Here is a 16,233-nt window from a genome sequence, read left to right on the forward strand (position 1 = left end):
AGCTGACAAATCGGTGGCCGAGGAGGGGATAAGTTCAGGGAGCGCTTTCACAGGAAAGCGTGTGGTGCGAGAAGGAGCATGTGGTGAGGGTTCTGGTTCTCACGAAGCCGTTCGGGGATCTGCCGCCGAGCCGGCTGGCCGACCTGCTGGCGCACGCCGGTGCCGACGGCGCGGATCTACTGGTCAGGGACGGGCAGACCGTCACGCCGGGCACAGCGGAGCGCATCGCCGAGACGGCCCGCGCCCTGCGGGGAAACGGTCTCGGCCTCGGCATGGTCAGCACGGACCTGACCACGGCGGACGGCGAGGCGGAGCGCGTCATCGGGCACTGCGCCGAGGCGGGGGCCACTGTGCTGCGCCTCGGCTTCTACCGCTACGACGCGCGAATCGACCACGCCACGGCCGTCGACCGGGCCCGCCGGGACCTCGCGGGCCTCGCCGAACTCGCGGTACGCCACGGCGTCCGGCTCGTACTCGCCCTGCACCACGGGACATTGCACCCGTCGGCGGCGCACGCGGCACGGCTCCTGGCAGGCTTCGACGGCATCCACGTCCACCCCGACCCCGGCAACCAGGCCAAGGAAGGCAGCGAGCACTGGCGCCTCACCTTGGACGTGATCGGCGGTCCGGCCCGGGTCGGCTGCGTGGGGGTGAAGAACGCGGTGTGGGAGCAGGGAGCGCGGTCCGGCGACTGGACCTGCGTGTGGCAGCCCCTCGCCGACGGGGGCGTCGTGCCCTGGCGCACGATCCTGTCCGGGCTCGGCGGGCTCGGCTACACCGGACCGCTCTCCCTGCACGTCCACTACCCGACCGACGATCCGTTCGCCGCGGTCCGCCGGGACGTCGCCCACCTGCGAGGACTCCTGCTCGAAGTGGGGAGCGGAGCATCGCGCGGCGGCACGACGAACTAGGCTGGCGACAGAGGATGGGCAACGGGGAGCTGGCTTTGGTTACTTCAAAGGTTCCGGACGCGAAGGGCGGCCCCGGCGCGTCCGCGGGGGCGCGCCGCACGACGCGGGAGCGGTCCGAAAAGTCCGGAACGGAGAGCTCGGCAGGCCCGTCCGCCGGGCGGAAGGGCGCCCGGTTGCGGCGCGTGACGATCACGGACGTCGGCACGGCGGCCGGAGTGTCCACCTCCACCGTCTCCCGCGTGCTCAACGGCACGGCCCGCGTCGACCCCGAACTCGTCCGCCGGGTGCACGACGCGGTGGCCGAACTCGGCTACCGGCCCAACGCCGCGGCGCAGGGCCTGGCCCGCGGCGAGGCCGGTGCCATCGGCGTCCTCGTGCCCGACCTGGCCAACCCGTACTTCCCCGATGTCCTCAAGTCCGTTTCCGCGGTGGCCCGTTCGCACGGGCGGCGGGTGATGGTGATGGAGTCGGACGAGGACGCGGCGAGCGAGCACGAACTCGCGGAGGACCTCATGGGGTGCTGCGACGGCGTGCTCCTGTGCTCCCCTCGCATGGAGCGCACCGCGCTGGTCGACCTGGCCCTGCGCGGCCACCACGTCGTCCTGGTCAACCGCATCGTTCCCGGGCTGAACATCCCCTCGGTCTCCGCCGACTTCTACGGCGGAATGACCCTGGTCTGCGGACACCTCAGTCAGCTCGGTCACCGCCGCGTCGCCTATCTGAGCGGGCCCGAGGCATCCTGGGCGAACGCGGAACGCATTCGCGCCTTCGACGCCGCCGCGGCGTTCGGCGTCGAGGTCACGGTGATCCCCTGCGGCCACACGGCCCGGCACGGGTACGACGCGGCGACCGCCGTACGCGACCTGGACGTCACCGCGGTCGTCGCGTACAACGACCTCGTGGCACGGGGCGCGGCGAGCGCGCTGGAGGAGGCGGGCGTGCGCGTGCCCGAGGACATGGCGGTCATCGGCTGCGACGACATCTCTCCACTCGACGACCTGCCCGGTTCGCGCCGGCTCACCACGGTCTCGATGGCCCGGGACGAACTGGGCCGCCAGGCCGCCGAGACCCTGGAGACCCTGATGACAGCCTCCGGCGACACAGAACCCCGCCTGATCCCGATGGAACTGCGCGTACGTGAGACGAGCGCGGCCCCGTCGACGCGGTCCCGGTGAGTCCGAGTCGAGCGGCCTCGCGTCCTGGCCCTCCGTACCGGTGAGCGGCCTCACCCGCCACAGTCAGAGCCGGGATCCACGGCGAACCGTGGATCCCGGCTTCTCGTGAGACGGGGGCTGGGCGACGCATTCGGGCTTGACGGGAATTTCGGGCCTGCGCTCCCGCAGCTCCGGGACCTATCGGTTCCATCGCGCAGGCAGTTCCGGGACCTATCGGTTCCATCGCGCAGGCAGTTCCGGGACCTATCGGTTCCATCGCGCAGGCAGTTCCGGGACCTATCGGTTCTGTCGCGCAGGCAGTTCCGGGACCTCTCGGTTCTGTCCCGCCGCTCCCGGCCCTATCGGTTCTGTGCCCGCTAGCTCAGCGTCTTGAGCGCTGCTGCCGCGTCGTACGGCTTCAGTTCATCGAAGCGGCCCTCCAGGACCTTCGCCGCCCAGTCAGGGTCCTGGAGCAGGGCCCGGCCGATGGCGACCATGTCGAACTCGTCGCGCTCCAGGCGGTCGAGGAGGTCGTCGATTCCCTTGACCGCGGAGCCCTCGCCCGCGAAGGCGCGGATGAAGTCGCCGTCGAGGCCGACGGAGCCGACCGTGATGGTGGGCTTGCCGGTGAGCTTCTTGGTCCAGCCCGCCAGGTTCAGGTCGGAGCCGTCGAACTCCGGGCTCCAGTAGCGGCGGGTGGAGGCGTGGAAGGCGTCGACGCCGGCCTCGGCGAGCGGGGCGAGGATCGCCGCCAGCTCCTGCGGGGTCTCGGCGAGCCGCGCGTCGTAGGCCTCCTGCTTCCACTGCGAGTAGCGGAAGATCACCGGGAATTCGGGGGAGACGGATCCACGGATCGCGGCGACGATCTCTGCGGCGAACTTCGTGCGGGCCACGGCGTCGCCACCGTAGGCGTCGGTACGGCGGTTGGTCCCGGCCCAGAGGAACTGGTCCAGCAGGTAACCGTGGGCGCCGTGCACCTCGACGCCGTCGAAGCCGATGCGCTCGGCATCCTTGGCGGCCTGCGCGAACGCGCCGATGACGTCGTCCAGGTCGGCCTGGGTCATCGCCTTGCCCGTGCCCTCGGTGCCGTCCATGCGGAGGCCGGACGGGCCGACGGCCGGAGCCTCGGCGAAGGGCGGCTTGCCCTGCTGGCGCACCATGCCGATGTGCCACAGCTGCGGCACGATCGTGCCGCCCGCCGCGTGCACGTCCTCGGCGACCTTCGCCCACCCGGCCAACTGCTCCTCGCCGTGGAAGCGCGGTACCCGGTCGCTCTCTCCGGCCGACGTGTGGCCGACGTAGGTTCCCTCGGTGACGATCAGGCCCACGCCCGCGGCGGCGCGTCGGGAGTAGTACGACCGAACGTCCTCGCCCGGGATGCCGTTCGGCGAGAACATGCGCGTCATGGGCGCCATCGCGATGCGGTTGGGGACCTTCAGTCCGTTCAGCGCGACGGGGCGCGACAGAATCTCGGCAGCGCGGGAAACGGGCGACGCGGCATCAGTCACGGAGTGCTCCTCTTAAGTACCAGTCGGTATGTGCACAAGCATGGAATCTGCGTGTGCCAACCGCTCCGGATCTCATGGCATTCCGCAGGTCGGTCGCGCCTTCCTGTGATCCCGGCCACGCCTGAAGGGTCCAGGAGTGGTCGACGACGGCGCTGACTTCGCCCAAGACGCGAATTCCCGTCGCACTCATCGGCGTTGTCGCTCTCGTGCTGGGCCTCGTCGCGTTCGTGCACAGTTCGCCGGGGTGGATTTTTCGAGCGTGAGTTCGATTGGGGGTGCGTTTTCGGGTTGGCTGGACCATTCTGGATGTATGGCCGAAGGTGCGCCCGTGACTGTGCACCCGCCCCTGCCTGACGGCGGTCGACGGGTGACGATTCACGGCAAGGACGTGGGGACCGCCTACAACCTGCTCGATGTTCTCGAATTCCTGCGGGCCGCGGGCCTGCCCGAGGCGGATACGACCGTCGACGACCCGGAACTGATCGACTGGCACGGCGCGGGGCCCGATCTCTGGGGCCCGGACGGGCCGGATACGGCTCCGTGACCGGTCGCCCGTAGGGCGTTCGCGTCGGCCGGCAGGGTGTGCGCGCAATCCCGTCAGGACTTTTAAGCGAGCCGGTCAGGGCGTGTGCGCAATCCCGGCAGGGCATTTGCGCGAGCCGGTCAGGGCGTGTGCGCGAGCTGGTCAGGGCGTGTGCGCGAGCCGGTCGACCAGGTCATGCCATCCCGCCTCCACGCGGTCGAGCGGCATGCCCCGTTCCCTGGTCAGGTGGTGGATGAGCGCCGTGTCCGCGGCGGCCAGCAGCGTGTGCGCGAGCAGATCGGTGTCGCCCTGCACGCCCGCCTGGCGCAGCAGCAGCATGACGTGCGTGTGGCGCAGGCGGTTCGCCGGGACCGCGTAATTGCGCACGGGATCGGTGCGGGCGGCGAGGATCAGCCCGTGATGGTCCCGCTCGTGGCGGATGAGGGCCGGCCCGAAAGCGTGCAGGCGTTCCAGAGCGGGCGCGTCCGGGCCCAGGGGCGGCGGGCCCGACAGGAACGCCGCCTGAAGCTGCTGCTCCTGGTGGTCGAGAAGGGCGATGAGCAGCCCGGTGCGGTCGCCGAACCGCCGGAAGACCGTGCCCTTGCCCACTCCGGCCGCCGACGCCACGGCCTCCATGGTCAGGTTCGCCGCCCCGCACTCGGACAGCAGGCACGATGCGGCTTCCAGCAGACGCGTGCGGTTGCGGGCCGCGTCCGCCCGCAACGCAGGCCGGTCGCCTGCCGGTGTCAGGGCGAGGTCGGTCGGCGTGAGGGTGAGGTCGGTCGGTCCGCCCGGGGCGCCGGACGTCGTGACGGGAGGGGGGATCGGGCCGGTCATGGCTTCAGAGTAGCGCCGCGAGCCAGAAAGTGGACCGCGGTCCGGATCGGTGGTACAAATTTAAACGGACTTCGGTCCGGTTGGGCCCGCACGAGATCCATACGCACTTATCTGGAGTTCTGCCATGTCTGTTCGCATTCTCGCCCTCGTCGGGAGCCTCCGCGCCGGTTCCCACAACCGTCAGCTCGCCGAGGCCGCCGCCAAGCACGCGCCCGCCGGCGCCGACATCCAGCTCTTCGACGGCCTCGGCGACGTGCCGTTCTACAACGAGGACATCGACGTCGAGGGAAGCGTCCCCGCCGCGGCCCAGCGGCTGCGTGAGGCCGCCGGTCAGACCGACGCCTTCCTCCTCTTCTCGCCCGAGTACAACGGCACCATGCCGGCCGTCCTGAAGAACGCCATCGACTGGCTGTCCCGCCCGTACGGCGCCGGCGCGATCTCCGGCAAGCCGGTCGCCGTCGTCGGCACCGCGTTCGGCCAGTACGGCGGCGTGTGGGCGCAGGACGACGCGCGCAAGGCCGCGGGGATCGCCGGTGCCTCGGTGCTCGACGACGTGAAGCTGTCCATCCCCGGCTCCCTGACGCGCTTCGCCGAGACCCACCCCGCCGACGACTCCGAGGTCGCGACCGCCCTGACCGAGGTCGTCGGCCGCCTGAGCGAGCAGGCCGCCCCCGCCGCTGCCTGACGCTCCTGGTACGAGTGCGGCCGGAGGTCCGGGACGAAGCTGTCTCCGACCTCCGGCCGCTCCCGTTTTCGGGTGACCCTTTCCGGTTTCCCGTTTCCGGCTTCCGGCCTCCGGGTGAACGGGGGCGGTCCACGAACGGCTGATCCGTGGCGGCCCCGGAGCGCGCACACCGATCCGCTCTGCCTACGATGCAGCGGTGACCACCCGCCTCGGACCGCCCACGCGACCGCAGTTGACGCTGCGGCTCCTCGGGTTGCTCGTCGGCGCCGTACTCCTTGGCCTGCTCGGCATGCACGGCCTGGGACCCGTACCGGCGGACGGGCGGGGCGCGATGCAGGGCGCGATGCATCCCGCCGCCTCCGCGATGGATGCGGGTGGCCCCGCCGGCTCTGGTGACCACGCCGGGCCCGGACAGCGAGGCGTCAAGGCTTCTACTGCCGACGTGTGCGAGCACGGAGACGGTGGATGCGACGGGCACATGGCACACGCCGACGCGGTGTGCGCCTCCGCGTCCGTCGCCGGACCCCCGGCAGTCGACCCCGCGCTGCTCCCCGACGTGATCGCCTGCCCCGCCCGACCGCAGGCCCGCACCTCGTCGGCCGGCAGCGGCCCTGACGGCGGCCGTGCCCCGCCGTCACTCTCCGAACTCCAACTCCTGCGGATCTAGAACGGCCCGCGCGGTGCCGTACGCCCCGAGGGTCGGCGCCGCGCTCGCGCGAGCCCTTCACCGAAGATCAGCACCAGGAGTTCCGCATGACCGCACACAACATGACCGCGCACCGAATGACCGCATACCGCACGTTCGTCCGGCGCACCGCCGTCGCCGCCACCGCGGGGGCGGCCGCCCTCGTCCTCGCCGCCTGTGGCAGCGACACTCCTGCCGGGGGACAAGACATGGGGGCGAAGGAGTCCGGCTCCAGTCCGGCAGCCTCGACCCAGGCCGAAGGCCATGACAGCGCAGGGGGTCATGACACCGCAGACGGTCACAACGGCGCCGACGTCTCCTTCGCCATGGAGATGATCCACCACCACCAGCAGGCCGTGGAGATGGCAGAACTGGCCAAGGGCCGCGCCGCGTCGAAGGACGTCAAGGAACTCGCCGCCAAGATCAAGAGTGCCCAGGACCCCGAGATCGAGCAGATGTCAGGCTGGCTCACCGCGTGGGGTGAGGAAGTCCCCGCCGACATGTCGGGCATGGAGCACGACATGCCCTCGTCCATGCCCGGCATGATGAGCGCCGGCGACATGGACGAGCTCAAGAAGGCTACCGGCGGCGACTTCGACAAGAAGTTCCTCGCGATGATGGTCGATCACCACGAGGGCGCCGTCACGATGGGCAGGACCGAGAAGGCCGACGGCAAGTACGGCCCCGCGACGCGCCTCGCCGCCGACGTGGTGACCGCGCAGACCGCCGAGATCGAGCAGATGAACAAGATGCTCGGCAAGAGCTGAAGAAGCCAAAGGAGCTCAAGGAGCTCAAGGAGCTGAAAAAGCTGAAAAAGCTGAAAAAGCCCTCGGACATCTGACGAAACGCCCTGGGTGGGCGCGCCGTTCACCCCCTGGTGCGGCCGACATGCACCCCGTCGGCCACACCAGGGCGGGGTGCACTCTCAGGGAGTTCGCCGCCGGACCCGTGACGGCGGGCGCGATCGGGGGCATGGTGGGAGACCCTCACCGCAACGGCCGTCCGGCACCCGCGCCGGCCGTGAACCGGAACCGCCACGACCTGATCCTGCGGCCCCGGGGCACTCGTCCGGTTCGGGAACCGGCGCCGGTGTGTGCGAGGCTCGACGCCAAGGGCCTTCGTACGTCGGCCGGATGGAGGTGCGATGTCCACGCAGAGCCACCGTTTGATGATCACCGAGCTGGCGAGCTGCGAAGGCTGCGCGGTGCTGCGGATCAGTGGCGAACTCGACCAGAGCGGTGAGGAGCTCTTCCTGGGCACGCTCGGCGCCTGCGTCGACGCGGGCCACCCGTACCTGGTCCTCGACGTCACCGCGCTCTCGTTCTGCGACTCACGCGGTCTCTACTGCCTGCTGGCCATGCGGTGGCTGCTGGACCGTCGGGGCGGCAAGCTCCTCCTGGCGGGGGCCGGGCGGCGGCTGACCGAACTGCTCAACCAGACAGGCAGTGTCGATCTGCTGCCCGCCCAACGGTCCGTCGGCCAGGCTCTGTTGTCGCTGCCTCCCTCGCACCGGCCGGTCTGGCCCCCCGTAGCGAGGCCGGACGCCCTGGACGACGGGCCGCCCAGACCTCCACGGCCGCGGCCGCCTTCGCCCTGACCGGTCCCTGGGCCTGCGGGCACGCGTGACTCACCCGACTCAGGCGACTCAGGCGGTCCCCGGCGCTCCGGCGCGCAGGCCGTTCATGACGAGGTCGAGCAGCCGTCCGGCGCGCGACTGCCAGTCGCTGTGCGGGTCTAGCTGCCAGAGCCCGGCGATGGCGAGGGCGAAGTCGTCCGGCGTCACCCCGGGGCGGATCATGCCCGCCTCCTCGTTCGCCTTGAGCAGGAGCGACATGGCCGACGTCACCGGGCCGTGGCCGAGGGCGGCCAGACTGCCGCGTGCGGTGGCCTGACGCAGCGCGTCGGCCAGCCCGGCCTTCGCCATGGCGTACTGGGCGAGGCGGTCCATCCACGCGCGCAGGGCCTCGTCGGGCGCGCGGGTCGCGAGCAGGTGGGACGCGGCGTCGGCGACCTGCTGCATCTCGTAGCGGTAGACCTCGAGCACGAGGGACTCGCGGTTGGGGAAGTTGCGGTAGAACGTGCCCTGGCCGACGCAGGCCTTCTTCGCGATCGCGCTCAGCGGGGCGTCGGCCGACCGGGTCAGCTCGGTCAGCGCCGCTTCCAGGATGCGGTCGCGATTGCGTTGCGCGTCCGAGCGCAGCGGTGCTTCCTTCTTCGGCTGCACCCGTCCCCCTTTCGGGAATCGCGAACCCGTGTCCGCCCTTGCTAAGCGGACAGCTGTCCGTTAGGTTCGAACGTAACGGACACTTGTCCGCTTAGGTTCACCATAGCGGCAGACTCGGCTCGAGCGGAGGGCCGGTGGCCGGTGCAAGCGGCTTTTCGGCCGACGGGCGCGCGACAGGCCCGGAATCCCGATCCTCTCCCTCTCCGTACAGCCGCTTGTGCTACGTACAGCCCCTCGCACCCCATGAGCGAAAGAAGGCTGATCATGGCCCCATCGACGTCCAGCGTCATCACGCTGAACATCAATGGTGAGAAGTACACGCTGCCCGTCGATCACCGCACCACCCTCCTCGACGCCCTGCGCGAGCGCCTCGATCTGCCTGGGACCAAGAAGGGCTGCGACCAGGGCCAGTGCGGTGCCTGCACCGTGCTGCTCGACGGCCGCCGCGCCGTCTCCTGCCTGCAGCTCGCGGTGGCCGCCGAGGGGCGTGAGATCACCACCATCGAGGGCGTGGCCGGTGCCGACGGACTGCATCCGGTGCAACAGGCGTTCCTCGACCTCGACGGGTACCAGTGCGGATACTGCACCCCTGGCCAGATCTGTTCGGCCCTCGCGGTCATCGAGGAGCACGCGGCGGGCTGGCCGAGCGCCGTGACTGCCGACGTACGGCCGGAGGCGGGAGTTCCACCGTTGAGCGCCGACGAGATCCGGGAGCGGATGAGCGGCAACCTGTGCCGCTGCGGCGCCTACGTGTCGATCGTCAACGCCGTCGCGCGCGCCGCCGGAACGGAGGCCGTCGCATGAGGGAATTCGGTTACGAGCGCGTCTTCGACGTGCCCGCCGCGGTCGGCCTGCTGGACGCCGACCCCGACGCGCGTTATCTGGGCGGCGGCACCAACCTCGTCGACCTGATGAAGACCGGCGTGGAGAGGCCCGCCCGGCTCGTCGACGTACGGGAACTGCCGCTCGACGGCATCGAGTTGACGCCCGACGGCGGCCTGCGCATCGGAGCGACGGCCACCAACAGCGACCTCGCCGCCCATCCCGAAGTGCGGCGCCGCTACCCGATGCTGGCGCAGGCTGTCCTCGCCGGCGCCTCCGGCCAGCTGCGCAACATGGCCACGGTCGGCGGCAATCTGCTCCAACGCACCCGCTGCGGCTACTTCTCCGACCTGGCCAAACCCTGCAACAAGCGTGTCCCCGGTAGCGGTTGCCCGGCCGTCGAGGGGGAGCATCACAACGCCGCGATCCTCGGCGCCTCCGCCCACTGCGTCGCCGTCCACCCCTCGGACATGGGAGTGGCCCTCGCCGCGCTCGACGCCGTCGTCTCGTACGAAACGGCCGACGGTCCGGGCGAGTTGCCGCTCGCGGAGTTCTATCTGCCCGTGGGCGAGACCCCACACCTGGAGACCGCGCTGCCGCCCGGCGCGCTGATCACCGCCGTCACCCTGCCCCCGGCGCCCGTCGCCGCCCTCTCCCGCTACCGCAAGGTCCGCGAGCGCGCGTCCTACGCGTTCGCCATCGGATCCGTCGCCGCCGCGCTCGACGTCCGGGACGAAACCGTCCACGAAGTGCGCCTCGCCTTCGGGGCGGTCGCGTCCCGGCCCTGGCGCGCACACGCCGCCGAACGCGTTCTGACCGGCGGCCCGGCGACCGCCGAGGCCTTCGCCGCCGCCGCGGACGCCGAACTCGCGGCCGCCGAGACGCTGCCCCACAATGGATACAAGGTGACGCTGATGCGCAATCTCGTCGTGGCCGTACTTAGCGAGCTCGCCGAGGAGGCCGTGCGATGACCACGACGACTCGCACCGCGGCCGTGACGGGCGCCGTCGGCGCCGCCCACGTCCGCGTCGAGGGGTACGACAAGGTCACCGGAGCCGCGCGCTACGCGGGAGACATCCCCTTCACCGAACTCGCCCACGGATGGCTGGCGTTGTCGACCGTCGCCCGAGGACGCGTCCTGGCCGTGGAGTCCGATGCCGTCCTCGCCATGCCCGGCGTACTCGCCGTCCTGCACCACGGGAACGCCCCGCGCGTCGACGGCGAGTACATGAGCATGCTCGGCCCGCCCGACCCCGCCCTCCAGGTCTTCCAGCACGACCGTGTGCCGTACGTCGGCTGGCCCGTGGCCCTCGTCGTCGCCGAGACGTCGGAACAGGCCAGGGAGGCCGCGGAGGCGCTGGTCGTGCGATATGAGGAGGAGCCGCACGACGTCGCCTTCTCGGCCGGCCGGCCCGGCATGTACACGCCCGTGGACACGCCCGACATGGTGGAGGAGAAGGGGGACGTCGAGGCCGAACTCGCCGCCTCCGCCTTCGTGGTGGACGAGGAGTACACCACTCCGGAGGAGCACCACAGCTCCATGGAGCCGCACGCGGCGACCGCGCACTGGGACGGCGGCCGTCTCGAAGTCGTCGACTCGAACCAGGGCAGCGTGTGGGTGGCCGACGAGCTCGCCAAGCTGTTCTCGCTCGACGCGGCCTCGGTGCGAGTGCGGTCCGAGCACGTCGGCGGGGCCTTCGGCTCCAAGGGTGTGCGCCCGCATCACGTGGCCGCCGTGATGGCCGCCACGACTCTCGACCGGCCGGTACGCGTTGTGCTGACGCGCCGTCAAATGTTCACGGTCACCGGCTACCGCAGCCCCACCGCCCAGCGCGTGCGGCTCGGCGCCGACCCCGATGGCAGGCTGCGCGCCTTCGACCACCAGGCGGACTGCCAGACGTCGACCGTCAAGGAATTCGTCGAGATGAGCGCCGCGTACGGGCGCGTCATGTACGAGGCCGACGCGCACCGCACCGTCCACCGCGTCGTGCCGCTCGACGTGCCGACCCCGACGTGGATGCGTGCGCCCGGCGAGGCTCCCGGTTCGTTCGCCGTGGAGTCGGCGCTCGACGAACTCGCAGAGAAGTGCGGCGTAGACCCGATCGCGCTGCGCGTGCGCAACGAACCCGACGTGGGCCCCGTGTCCCGCCTCCCGTTCAGCAGCCGCAACGTGGTCGCCTGCTTCGACGAGGGCGCCCGCAGGTTCGGCTGGGCCGGCCGCGACGCGCGTCCCGGCCGGCGCCGCGAGGGTCGCTGGCTGCTCGGTACGGGCACGGCCGCCGCCACCTACCCCTCGGGCGTCGCCCCGTCCACGGCGGCCGTGACCGCTGAGGCCGACGGCACCTACACCGTCCGAATCACCGCGGCCGACGTCGGCACCGGCGCCCGCACCGCGCTCACCCTGATCGCGGCGGACGCCCTGGAGGTGGCCCCGGAGCGGGTGCGGGTGCGGATCGCGGACAGTGACTTCGGCCCCGCGTGGGTCGCCGGCGGCTCGATGGGCACGCGCTCCTGGGCGTGGGCCGTCACCACGGCGGCGGGCGCGCTGCGCGAGCAGCTCGCCCTGGGCGGCGACATCCCGGCCGAAGGGATCACGGCCCGCTCGGACACCACGGAGGCCGTCGCCCGGCTGACGAAGAAGGAGCGGCACTCCTTCGGCGCCCAGTTCGCCGAGGTCGCCGTCGACGTCAGCACCGGCGAGGTACGCGTACGGCGCATGCTCGGCGTCTTCGCGGCCGGCAAGATCGTCAACCCGCTGACCGCGCGCAGCCAGTTCATCGGCGGGATGATCTGGGGACTGTCCATGGCACTGCACGAGGAGGCGGTCAGGGACCAGGCCACGGGCGGCCACGTCGGCGCTGACCTCGCGGGCTACCACGTCGCCGCCAACGCCGACGTACCCCTGATCGAGGCGGACTGGGTCGACGACCCGGACGCGGACGACCCCGTCGGGATCAAGGGCATCGGCGAGATCGGCATTGTGGGCGCGGCGGCCGCCGTGGCCAACGCGGTCTGGCATGCGACCGGCGCCCGCCACCGGCACCTGCCGATCCGGCCCGACCGCGTCCTGTCGGCCGGAGCCCCTGCCGAAGGTGACGGCGATGCTTGACATCGCCGACGAGCTGAACCGGTGGGCCGGGCAGGGCCGGGACTTCGCCGTCGCCACCGTCGTCTCGGTGGGCGGCAGCGCACCCCGCCCGCCCGGCGCCGCCCTCGCCGTCGACAGTGAGGGCACGGTCATCGGCTCGGTCTCCGGCGGCTGCGTCGAGGCGGCGGTCTACGAACTGTGCGTCCAGGTGCTCCAGGACGGCGGCTCCGTCCTGGAGCGGTTCGGCTACAGCGACGAGGACGCCTTCGCCGTGGGGCTCACCTGCGGCGGGGTCATCGAGGTCCTGGTCACGCCGGTGCGCGCCGACGCGCCGGACAGGCCGGTGTTCGCTGCGGCGTTCGCGGCCGCCGCCCGGGGCGAGACGGCAGCGCTCGTCCGGGTGGCCCGGGGACCGGCCGAACTGCGGGGCGGGGCGATGCTCGTGAGGGCGGACGGCTCGTACGAGGGAGGGCTGGACGGGGGCGCCGGACTTGAGCGCACCGTGGCGGGCGAGGCGCGGGCCCTGCTCGCCGCGGGCCGCACCGGCACGTTCGACCTCTCGGCCGACGGCTCCCACTGCGACGCGGACCTGACGCTGTTCGTGGAGTCGAGCGTGCCGCCACCCCGGATGATCGTCTTCGGCGCCGTCGACTTCGCGGCGGCGCTGGTCCGTGCGGGCAAGTTCCTCGGCTACCGCGTGACGTTGTGCGACGCCCGCCCCGTCTTCGCCACGCGGGCCCGCTTCCCCGAGGCGGACGACATCGTGGTCGACTGGCCGGACCGCTACCTGCGGAGCACCACAACCGACGAACGCACGGTCCTGTGCGTGCTCACCCATGACGCGAAGTTCGACATCCCGCTCCTGGAGATCGCGCTACGGCTGCCCGTCGCCTTCGTCGGGGCGATGGGCTCACGCCGCACCCACGAGGACCGTGACCGCCGCCTGCGCGAAGTAGGCCTGACCGGCGAGGAGCTGTCGCGCCTGCACTCACCGATCGGCCTGGACCTCGGCGCCCGCACACCCGAGGAGACGGCCCTGTCCATCGCCGCGGAGATCATCGCGTCCAGGCAGGGCGGTACGGGCGCGCCCCTGACGGCTTCGCGAGCACCGATCCACCACGACGGCGACGCGGGTGAGCGACGCCGGATGTTGTCAGGGCGGAGCTGAGGGGCAGGGGAGGCGGGCGCCCCTGCGCGAGCACAACGCGGCGCACGTCGAGGGCCGGCGGCAGGTGAGCGACGCACCGGAGGGCTCCCGGTCGCTGCGGAAGTGAATTTTCGGCGCCGGGGGCCCCGTGTTTTGCGCAATCTGGGGTGAAGGTTCACGGCGACGCGCCAAATATTCTGGCTCCCCGTGCTCCCAAGCCCGTCTCGTGCTAGTCTTGATCTCAGTTGCAGTTGTGGTTCCCATAGATACTTCAAGTGCCTTAGGTAACTTCACGTTGCCGGGCGCTTTTCTATTTCCGGATGCATTTTTCCGGGCGGGGCGATCATTGCGGCGACGCCGAGGTCCGCACAGTGTGGGCCCCGGGCACTGCCCCGAAGGAGAATTTGCATATGGCTACTGGCACCGTGAAGTGGTTCAACTCGGAAAAGGGCTTCGGCTTCATCGAGCAGGAGGGTGGCGGCCCCGACGTCTTCGCCCACTACTCGAACATCGCCACCCAGGGCTTCCGTGAGCTTCAGGAAGGCCAGAAGGTGAACTTCGATGTCACGCAGGGCCAGAAGGGCCCGCAGGCGGAGAACATCGTTCCCGCCTGACGCTGAAGCGTTGAGCGCAGCTGGTGCCCGTACCCTAGTGGTACGGGCACCAGCTCGTTGCTGTTTGCGGGGTATCCCGCCCGGGTAGGCACGTCCACCGGGTGTCACACCACCCCGGCGGGGCGCGTAGACCCCCGCACCTCATTGATCCGGCCCGTCCGAGAGCCGCCTGCCGCAGTGGAATCCCAGCATTCCGAGTCAGGCGCCGCCATTCTCGGCACCGGCGCGCCGGTTGATTTTCAGTCTGTTATTCGGCTCGTTCTTGCAATTCGTCCGGCACTCGTATGCCGGGAATTCCTCGATACGTGCCATATCGAGGAAGGTTCTCCATGAACCGTTCAGCTCGCACGAACGACCGTTACTCCAACCCCCGCAGGGGCTCCGCCGGCGGTGACCGGGGCGCCCGTTTTCGACCCCAGGGCCAGGGACAGGGCCAGGGACGCGCCGGTGGCAAGAGCTCCGGCGGCTACGGGCGCAGGCCCTCCGCGCCGCAGGGCGAGTTCGCCCTGCCCGTCACCGTGACGCCCGCCCTCCCCGCCGCCGAGACCTTCGGTGAACTCGACCTGCCGGCCGAGATCCTCAAGACGCTCACCGGCCTCGGTGTGACCGCGCCGTTCCCGATCCAGGCGGCGACCCTGCCGAACTCGCTCGCGGGCCGGGACGTCCTCGGCCGCGGCCGCACCGGCTCCGGCAAGACCCTCGCCTTCGGGCTCGCGCTCCTCGCGCGCCTCGCAGGTCAGCGGGCCGAGGCCAAGCAGCCCTTCGGCCTGATCCTCGTCCCCACGCGGGAGCTCGCCCAGCAGGTCACCGAGGCGCTCACCCCGTACGCGCGGTCGCTGAAGCTGCGGATCGCCACCGTCGTCGGCGGCATGTCCATCGGCCGTCAGGCCAGTGCCCTGCGCGGTGGCGCCGAGGTCGTCGTGGCGACGCCCGGACGCCTCAAGGACCTCATCGAGCGCAAGGACTGCCGCCTGGACCGGGTGAAGATCACCGTCCTGGACGAGGCCGACCAGATGGCCGACATGGGCTTCATGCCGCAGGTCACCGAGCTGCTCGACCTCGTGCACCCCGAAGGACAGCGGATGCTGTTCTCGGCCACCCTCGACCGCAATGTCGACCTGCTGGTGCGCCGCTACCTGCACGACCCGGTCGTCCACTCCGTCGACCCGTCGGCGGGCGCCGTCACCACGATGGAACACCACGAACTGCATGTGCACGGCGCCGACAAGTTCGCCGCGGCCACCGAGATCGCGGCCCGCGACGGGCGGGTCATCATGTTCCTGGACACCAAGCACGCCGTCGACCAGTTCACCAAGCACCTGCTCGGCAGTGGCGTGCGGGCCGCCGCCCTGCACGGCGGGAAGTCCCAGCCGCAGCGCACCCGCACCCTGGCCCAGTTCAAGGCCGGTACGGTCACGGCGCTCGTCGCCACGAACGTCGCCGCGCGCGGCATCCACGTCGACAACCTCGACCTCGTGGTCAACGTCGACCCGCCGAGCGACCACAAGGACTACCTGCACCGCGGCGGCCGCACGGCCCGTGCCGGTGAGTCCGGCAGCGTCGTCACCCTGGTCCTGCCGAACCAGCGCCGCGACATGAGCCGGCTGATGCGCGACGCGGGGATCCGGCCGCAGATCACCCAAGTCCGCTCCGGCGAGGCCGAGTTGAGCCGTATCACCGGTGCGCAGGCGCCCTCCGGCGTCCCGATCGCCGGCCCCGCGCCGGCCACGGAGCGGCCCAAGCGCGGCGGAGCCCCGTTCCGCGGCATGGGCTCGCGCCCGGGCCGCGCCGGCGGTGACTCGCGCCGCAGCTCAGAGGCCCGCCAGCTCGCCGATGCCCGCAAGGCCGCGCGGGTCCGCCGCGCCGGCTGAGCCATACGCACGAAAGCCGGAGGCCCGGGACCGATATCGGTCCCGGGCCTCCGGCTTTTTCTGCTGCTGTCAGCCCTTGCGGGTGTTGACTTCCTCGGTGAGCTGGGGGACGACGTCGAAGAGGTCGCCGACGACGCCGTAGTCGACGAGGTCGAAGATGGGGG

The 16,233-nt window shown here is 71.2% G+C and carries 16 protein-coding genes; 13 read left to right on the forward strand and 3 right to left on the reverse strand.

Annotated features, from left to right (window positions below):
- The first annotated feature begins 83 nt into the window (after positions 1-83).
- On the forward strand, positions 84-911 hold the full coding sequence (locus AC07EJ_RS36025) for a sugar phosphate isomerase/epimerase family protein (RefSeq protein ID WP_389485503.1): 828 nt from the start codon (positions 84-86) through the stop codon (positions 909-911).
- Between the two features lie 35 nt (positions 912-946).
- A complete protein-coding gene (locus tag AC07EJ_RS36030; RefSeq protein ID WP_389485505.1) occupies positions 947-2,086 on the forward strand; it encodes a LacI family DNA-binding transcriptional regulator in 1,140 nt (379 codons plus the stop codon).
- A 356-nt stretch (positions 2,087-2,442) separates the two neighbouring features.
- Here the strand turns inward: AC07EJ_RS36030 and AC07EJ_RS36035 are convergent, their stop codons facing one another.
- Positions 2,443-3,573, reverse strand: coding sequence for an NADH:flavin oxidoreductase (locus tag AC07EJ_RS36035; RefSeq protein ID WP_478885859.1), 1,131 nt, complete (start codon positions 3,571-3,573; stop codon positions 2,443-2,445).
- Between the two features lie 328 nt (positions 3,574-3,901).
- Between AC07EJ_RS36035 and AC07EJ_RS36040 the strand changes: the two genes are divergently transcribed.
- Complete coding sequence (locus tag AC07EJ_RS36040) at positions 3,902-4,117, forward strand: hypothetical protein (protein ID WP_389485509.1); 216 nt, start codon at positions 3,902-3,904, stop codon at positions 4,115-4,117.
- A gap of 141 nt (positions 4,118-4,258) precedes the next feature.
- On the opposite strand, the gene AC07EJ_RS36045 is transcribed toward AC07EJ_RS36040, so the two are convergent.
- Positions 4,259-4,933 carry a TetR/AcrR family transcriptional regulator gene (locus AC07EJ_RS36045; RefSeq protein WP_389485511.1) on the reverse strand — a complete coding sequence of 225 codons (675 nt, stop codon included), beginning with the start codon at positions 4,931-4,933 and terminating at the stop codon, positions 4,259-4,261.
- Positions 4,934-5,057: 124 nt separating this feature from the next.
- Between AC07EJ_RS36045 and AC07EJ_RS36050 the strand changes: the two genes are divergently transcribed.
- The 4 genes from AC07EJ_RS36050 (at position 5,058) to AC07EJ_RS36065 (ending at position 7,900) form a co-directional block, all read left to right on the forward strand.
- Positions 5,058-5,618, forward strand: coding sequence for an NAD(P)H-dependent oxidoreductase (locus AC07EJ_RS36050; RefSeq protein WP_393587414.1), 561 nt, complete (start codon positions 5,058-5,060; stop codon positions 5,616-5,618).
- A 196-nt stretch (positions 5,619-5,814) separates the two neighbouring features.
- Positions 5,815-6,285, forward strand: coding sequence for a DUF6153 family protein (locus AC07EJ_RS36055; protein WP_389485516.1), 471 nt, complete (start codon positions 5,815-5,817; stop codon positions 6,283-6,285).
- Positions 6,286-6,401: 116 nt separating this feature from the next.
- On the forward strand, positions 6,402-7,070 hold the full coding sequence (locus AC07EJ_RS36060) for a DUF305 domain-containing protein (protein WP_478885863.1): 669 nt from the start codon (positions 6,402-6,404) through the stop codon (positions 7,068-7,070).
- Between the two features lie 377 nt (positions 7,071-7,447).
- Entirely contained in the window at positions 7,448-7,900 is a 453-nt protein-coding gene (locus AC07EJ_RS36065) for an STAS domain-containing protein (RefSeq protein WP_389485518.1), read from the forward strand.
- A gap of 48 nt (positions 7,901-7,948) precedes the next feature.
- On the opposite strand, the gene AC07EJ_RS36070 is transcribed toward AC07EJ_RS36065, so the two are convergent.
- The gene (locus AC07EJ_RS36070) at positions 7,949-8,527 is read right to left on the reverse strand and encodes a TetR/AcrR family transcriptional regulator (protein WP_389485521.1); all 579 of its coding nucleotides are present in this window, start codon (positions 8,525-8,527) and stop codon (positions 7,949-7,951) included.
- 264 nt (positions 8,528-8,791) lie between these two features.
- Between AC07EJ_RS36070 and AC07EJ_RS36075 the strand changes: the two genes are divergently transcribed.
- From AC07EJ_RS36075 to AC07EJ_RS36100, 6 genes are all read left to right on the forward strand, one after another.
- Positions 8,792-9,331, forward strand: coding sequence for a (2Fe-2S)-binding protein (locus AC07EJ_RS36075; protein ID WP_362910827.1), 540 nt, complete (start codon positions 8,792-8,794; stop codon positions 9,329-9,331).
- Positions 9,328-10,320, forward strand: coding sequence for an FAD binding domain-containing protein (locus AC07EJ_RS36080; protein WP_393587417.1), 993 nt, complete (start codon positions 9,328-9,330; stop codon positions 10,318-10,320). Before AC07EJ_RS36075 ends, AC07EJ_RS36080 begins: the two co-directional genes overlap by 4 nt.
- Positions 10,317-12,458 (forward strand): xanthine dehydrogenase family protein molybdopterin-binding subunit, encoded by a 2,142-nt coding sequence (locus tag AC07EJ_RS36085; RefSeq protein WP_478885860.1) that lies wholly within the window; start codon positions 10,317-10,319, stop codon positions 12,456-12,458. Before AC07EJ_RS36080 ends, AC07EJ_RS36085 begins: the two co-directional genes overlap by 4 nt.
- Positions 12,451-13,605, forward strand: coding sequence for an XdhC family protein (locus AC07EJ_RS36090; RefSeq protein ID WP_389485528.1), 1,155 nt, complete (start codon positions 12,451-12,453; stop codon positions 13,603-13,605). Before AC07EJ_RS36085 ends, AC07EJ_RS36090 begins: the two co-directional genes overlap by 8 nt.
- A gap of 389 nt (positions 13,606-13,994) precedes the next feature.
- Positions 13,995-14,198 carry a cold-shock protein gene (locus tag AC07EJ_RS36095; RefSeq protein WP_100598391.1) on the forward strand — a complete coding sequence of 68 codons (204 nt, stop codon included), beginning with the start codon at positions 13,995-13,997 and terminating at the stop codon, positions 14,196-14,198.
- Between the two features lie 329 nt (positions 14,199-14,527).
- Positions 14,528-16,069 carry a DEAD/DEAH box helicase gene (locus AC07EJ_RS36100; RefSeq protein WP_389485531.1) on the forward strand — a complete coding sequence of 514 codons (1,542 nt, stop codon included), beginning with the start codon at positions 14,528-14,530 and terminating at the stop codon, positions 16,067-16,069.
- The last annotated feature ends 164 nt before the right edge of the window (positions 16,070-16,233 follow it).

It is taken from the genome of Streptomyces sp. NPDC045026 (assembly GCF_056432625.1).

Excerpts from the sequence above, each read along its gene's own strand:
- AC07EJ_RS36080 (WP_393587417.1), top strand. The coding sequence starts at position 9,328 with ATGAGGGAATTCGGTTACGAGCGCGTCTTCGACGTGCCCGCCGCGGTC.
- AC07EJ_RS36090 (WP_389485528.1), top strand. The coding sequence starts at position 12,451 with ATGCTTGACATCGCCGACGAGCTGAACCGGTGGGCCGGGCAGGGCCGG.
- AC07EJ_RS36065 (WP_389485518.1), top strand. The coding sequence starts at position 7,448 with ATGTCCACGCAGAGCCACCGTTTGATGATCACCGAGCTGGCGAGCTGC.
- AC07EJ_RS36095 (WP_100598391.1), top strand. The coding sequence starts at position 13,995 with ATGGCTACTGGCACCGTGAAGTGGTTCAACTCGGAAAAGGGCTTCGGC.
- AC07EJ_RS36060 (WP_478885863.1), top strand. The coding sequence starts at position 6,402 with ATGACCGCATACCGCACGTTCGTCCGGCGCACCGCCGTCGCCGCCACC.
- AC07EJ_RS36100 (WP_389485531.1), top strand. The coding sequence starts at position 14,528 with ATGAACCGTTCAGCTCGCACGAACGACCGTTACTCCAACCCCCGCAGG.
- AC07EJ_RS36045 (WP_389485511.1), bottom strand. The coding sequence starts at position 4,933 with ATGACCGGCCCGATCCCCCCTCCCGTCACGACGTCCGGCGCCCCGGGC.
- AC07EJ_RS36050 (WP_393587414.1), top strand. The coding sequence starts at position 5,058 with ATGTCTGTTCGCATTCTCGCCCTCGTCGGGAGCCTCCGCGCCGGTTCC.
- AC07EJ_RS36085 (WP_478885860.1), top strand. The coding sequence starts at position 10,317 with ATGACCACGACGACTCGCACCGCGGCCGTGACGGGCGCCGTCGGCGCC.
- AC07EJ_RS36075 (WP_362910827.1), top strand. The coding sequence starts at position 8,792 with ATGGCCCCATCGACGTCCAGCGTCATCACGCTGAACATCAATGGTGAG.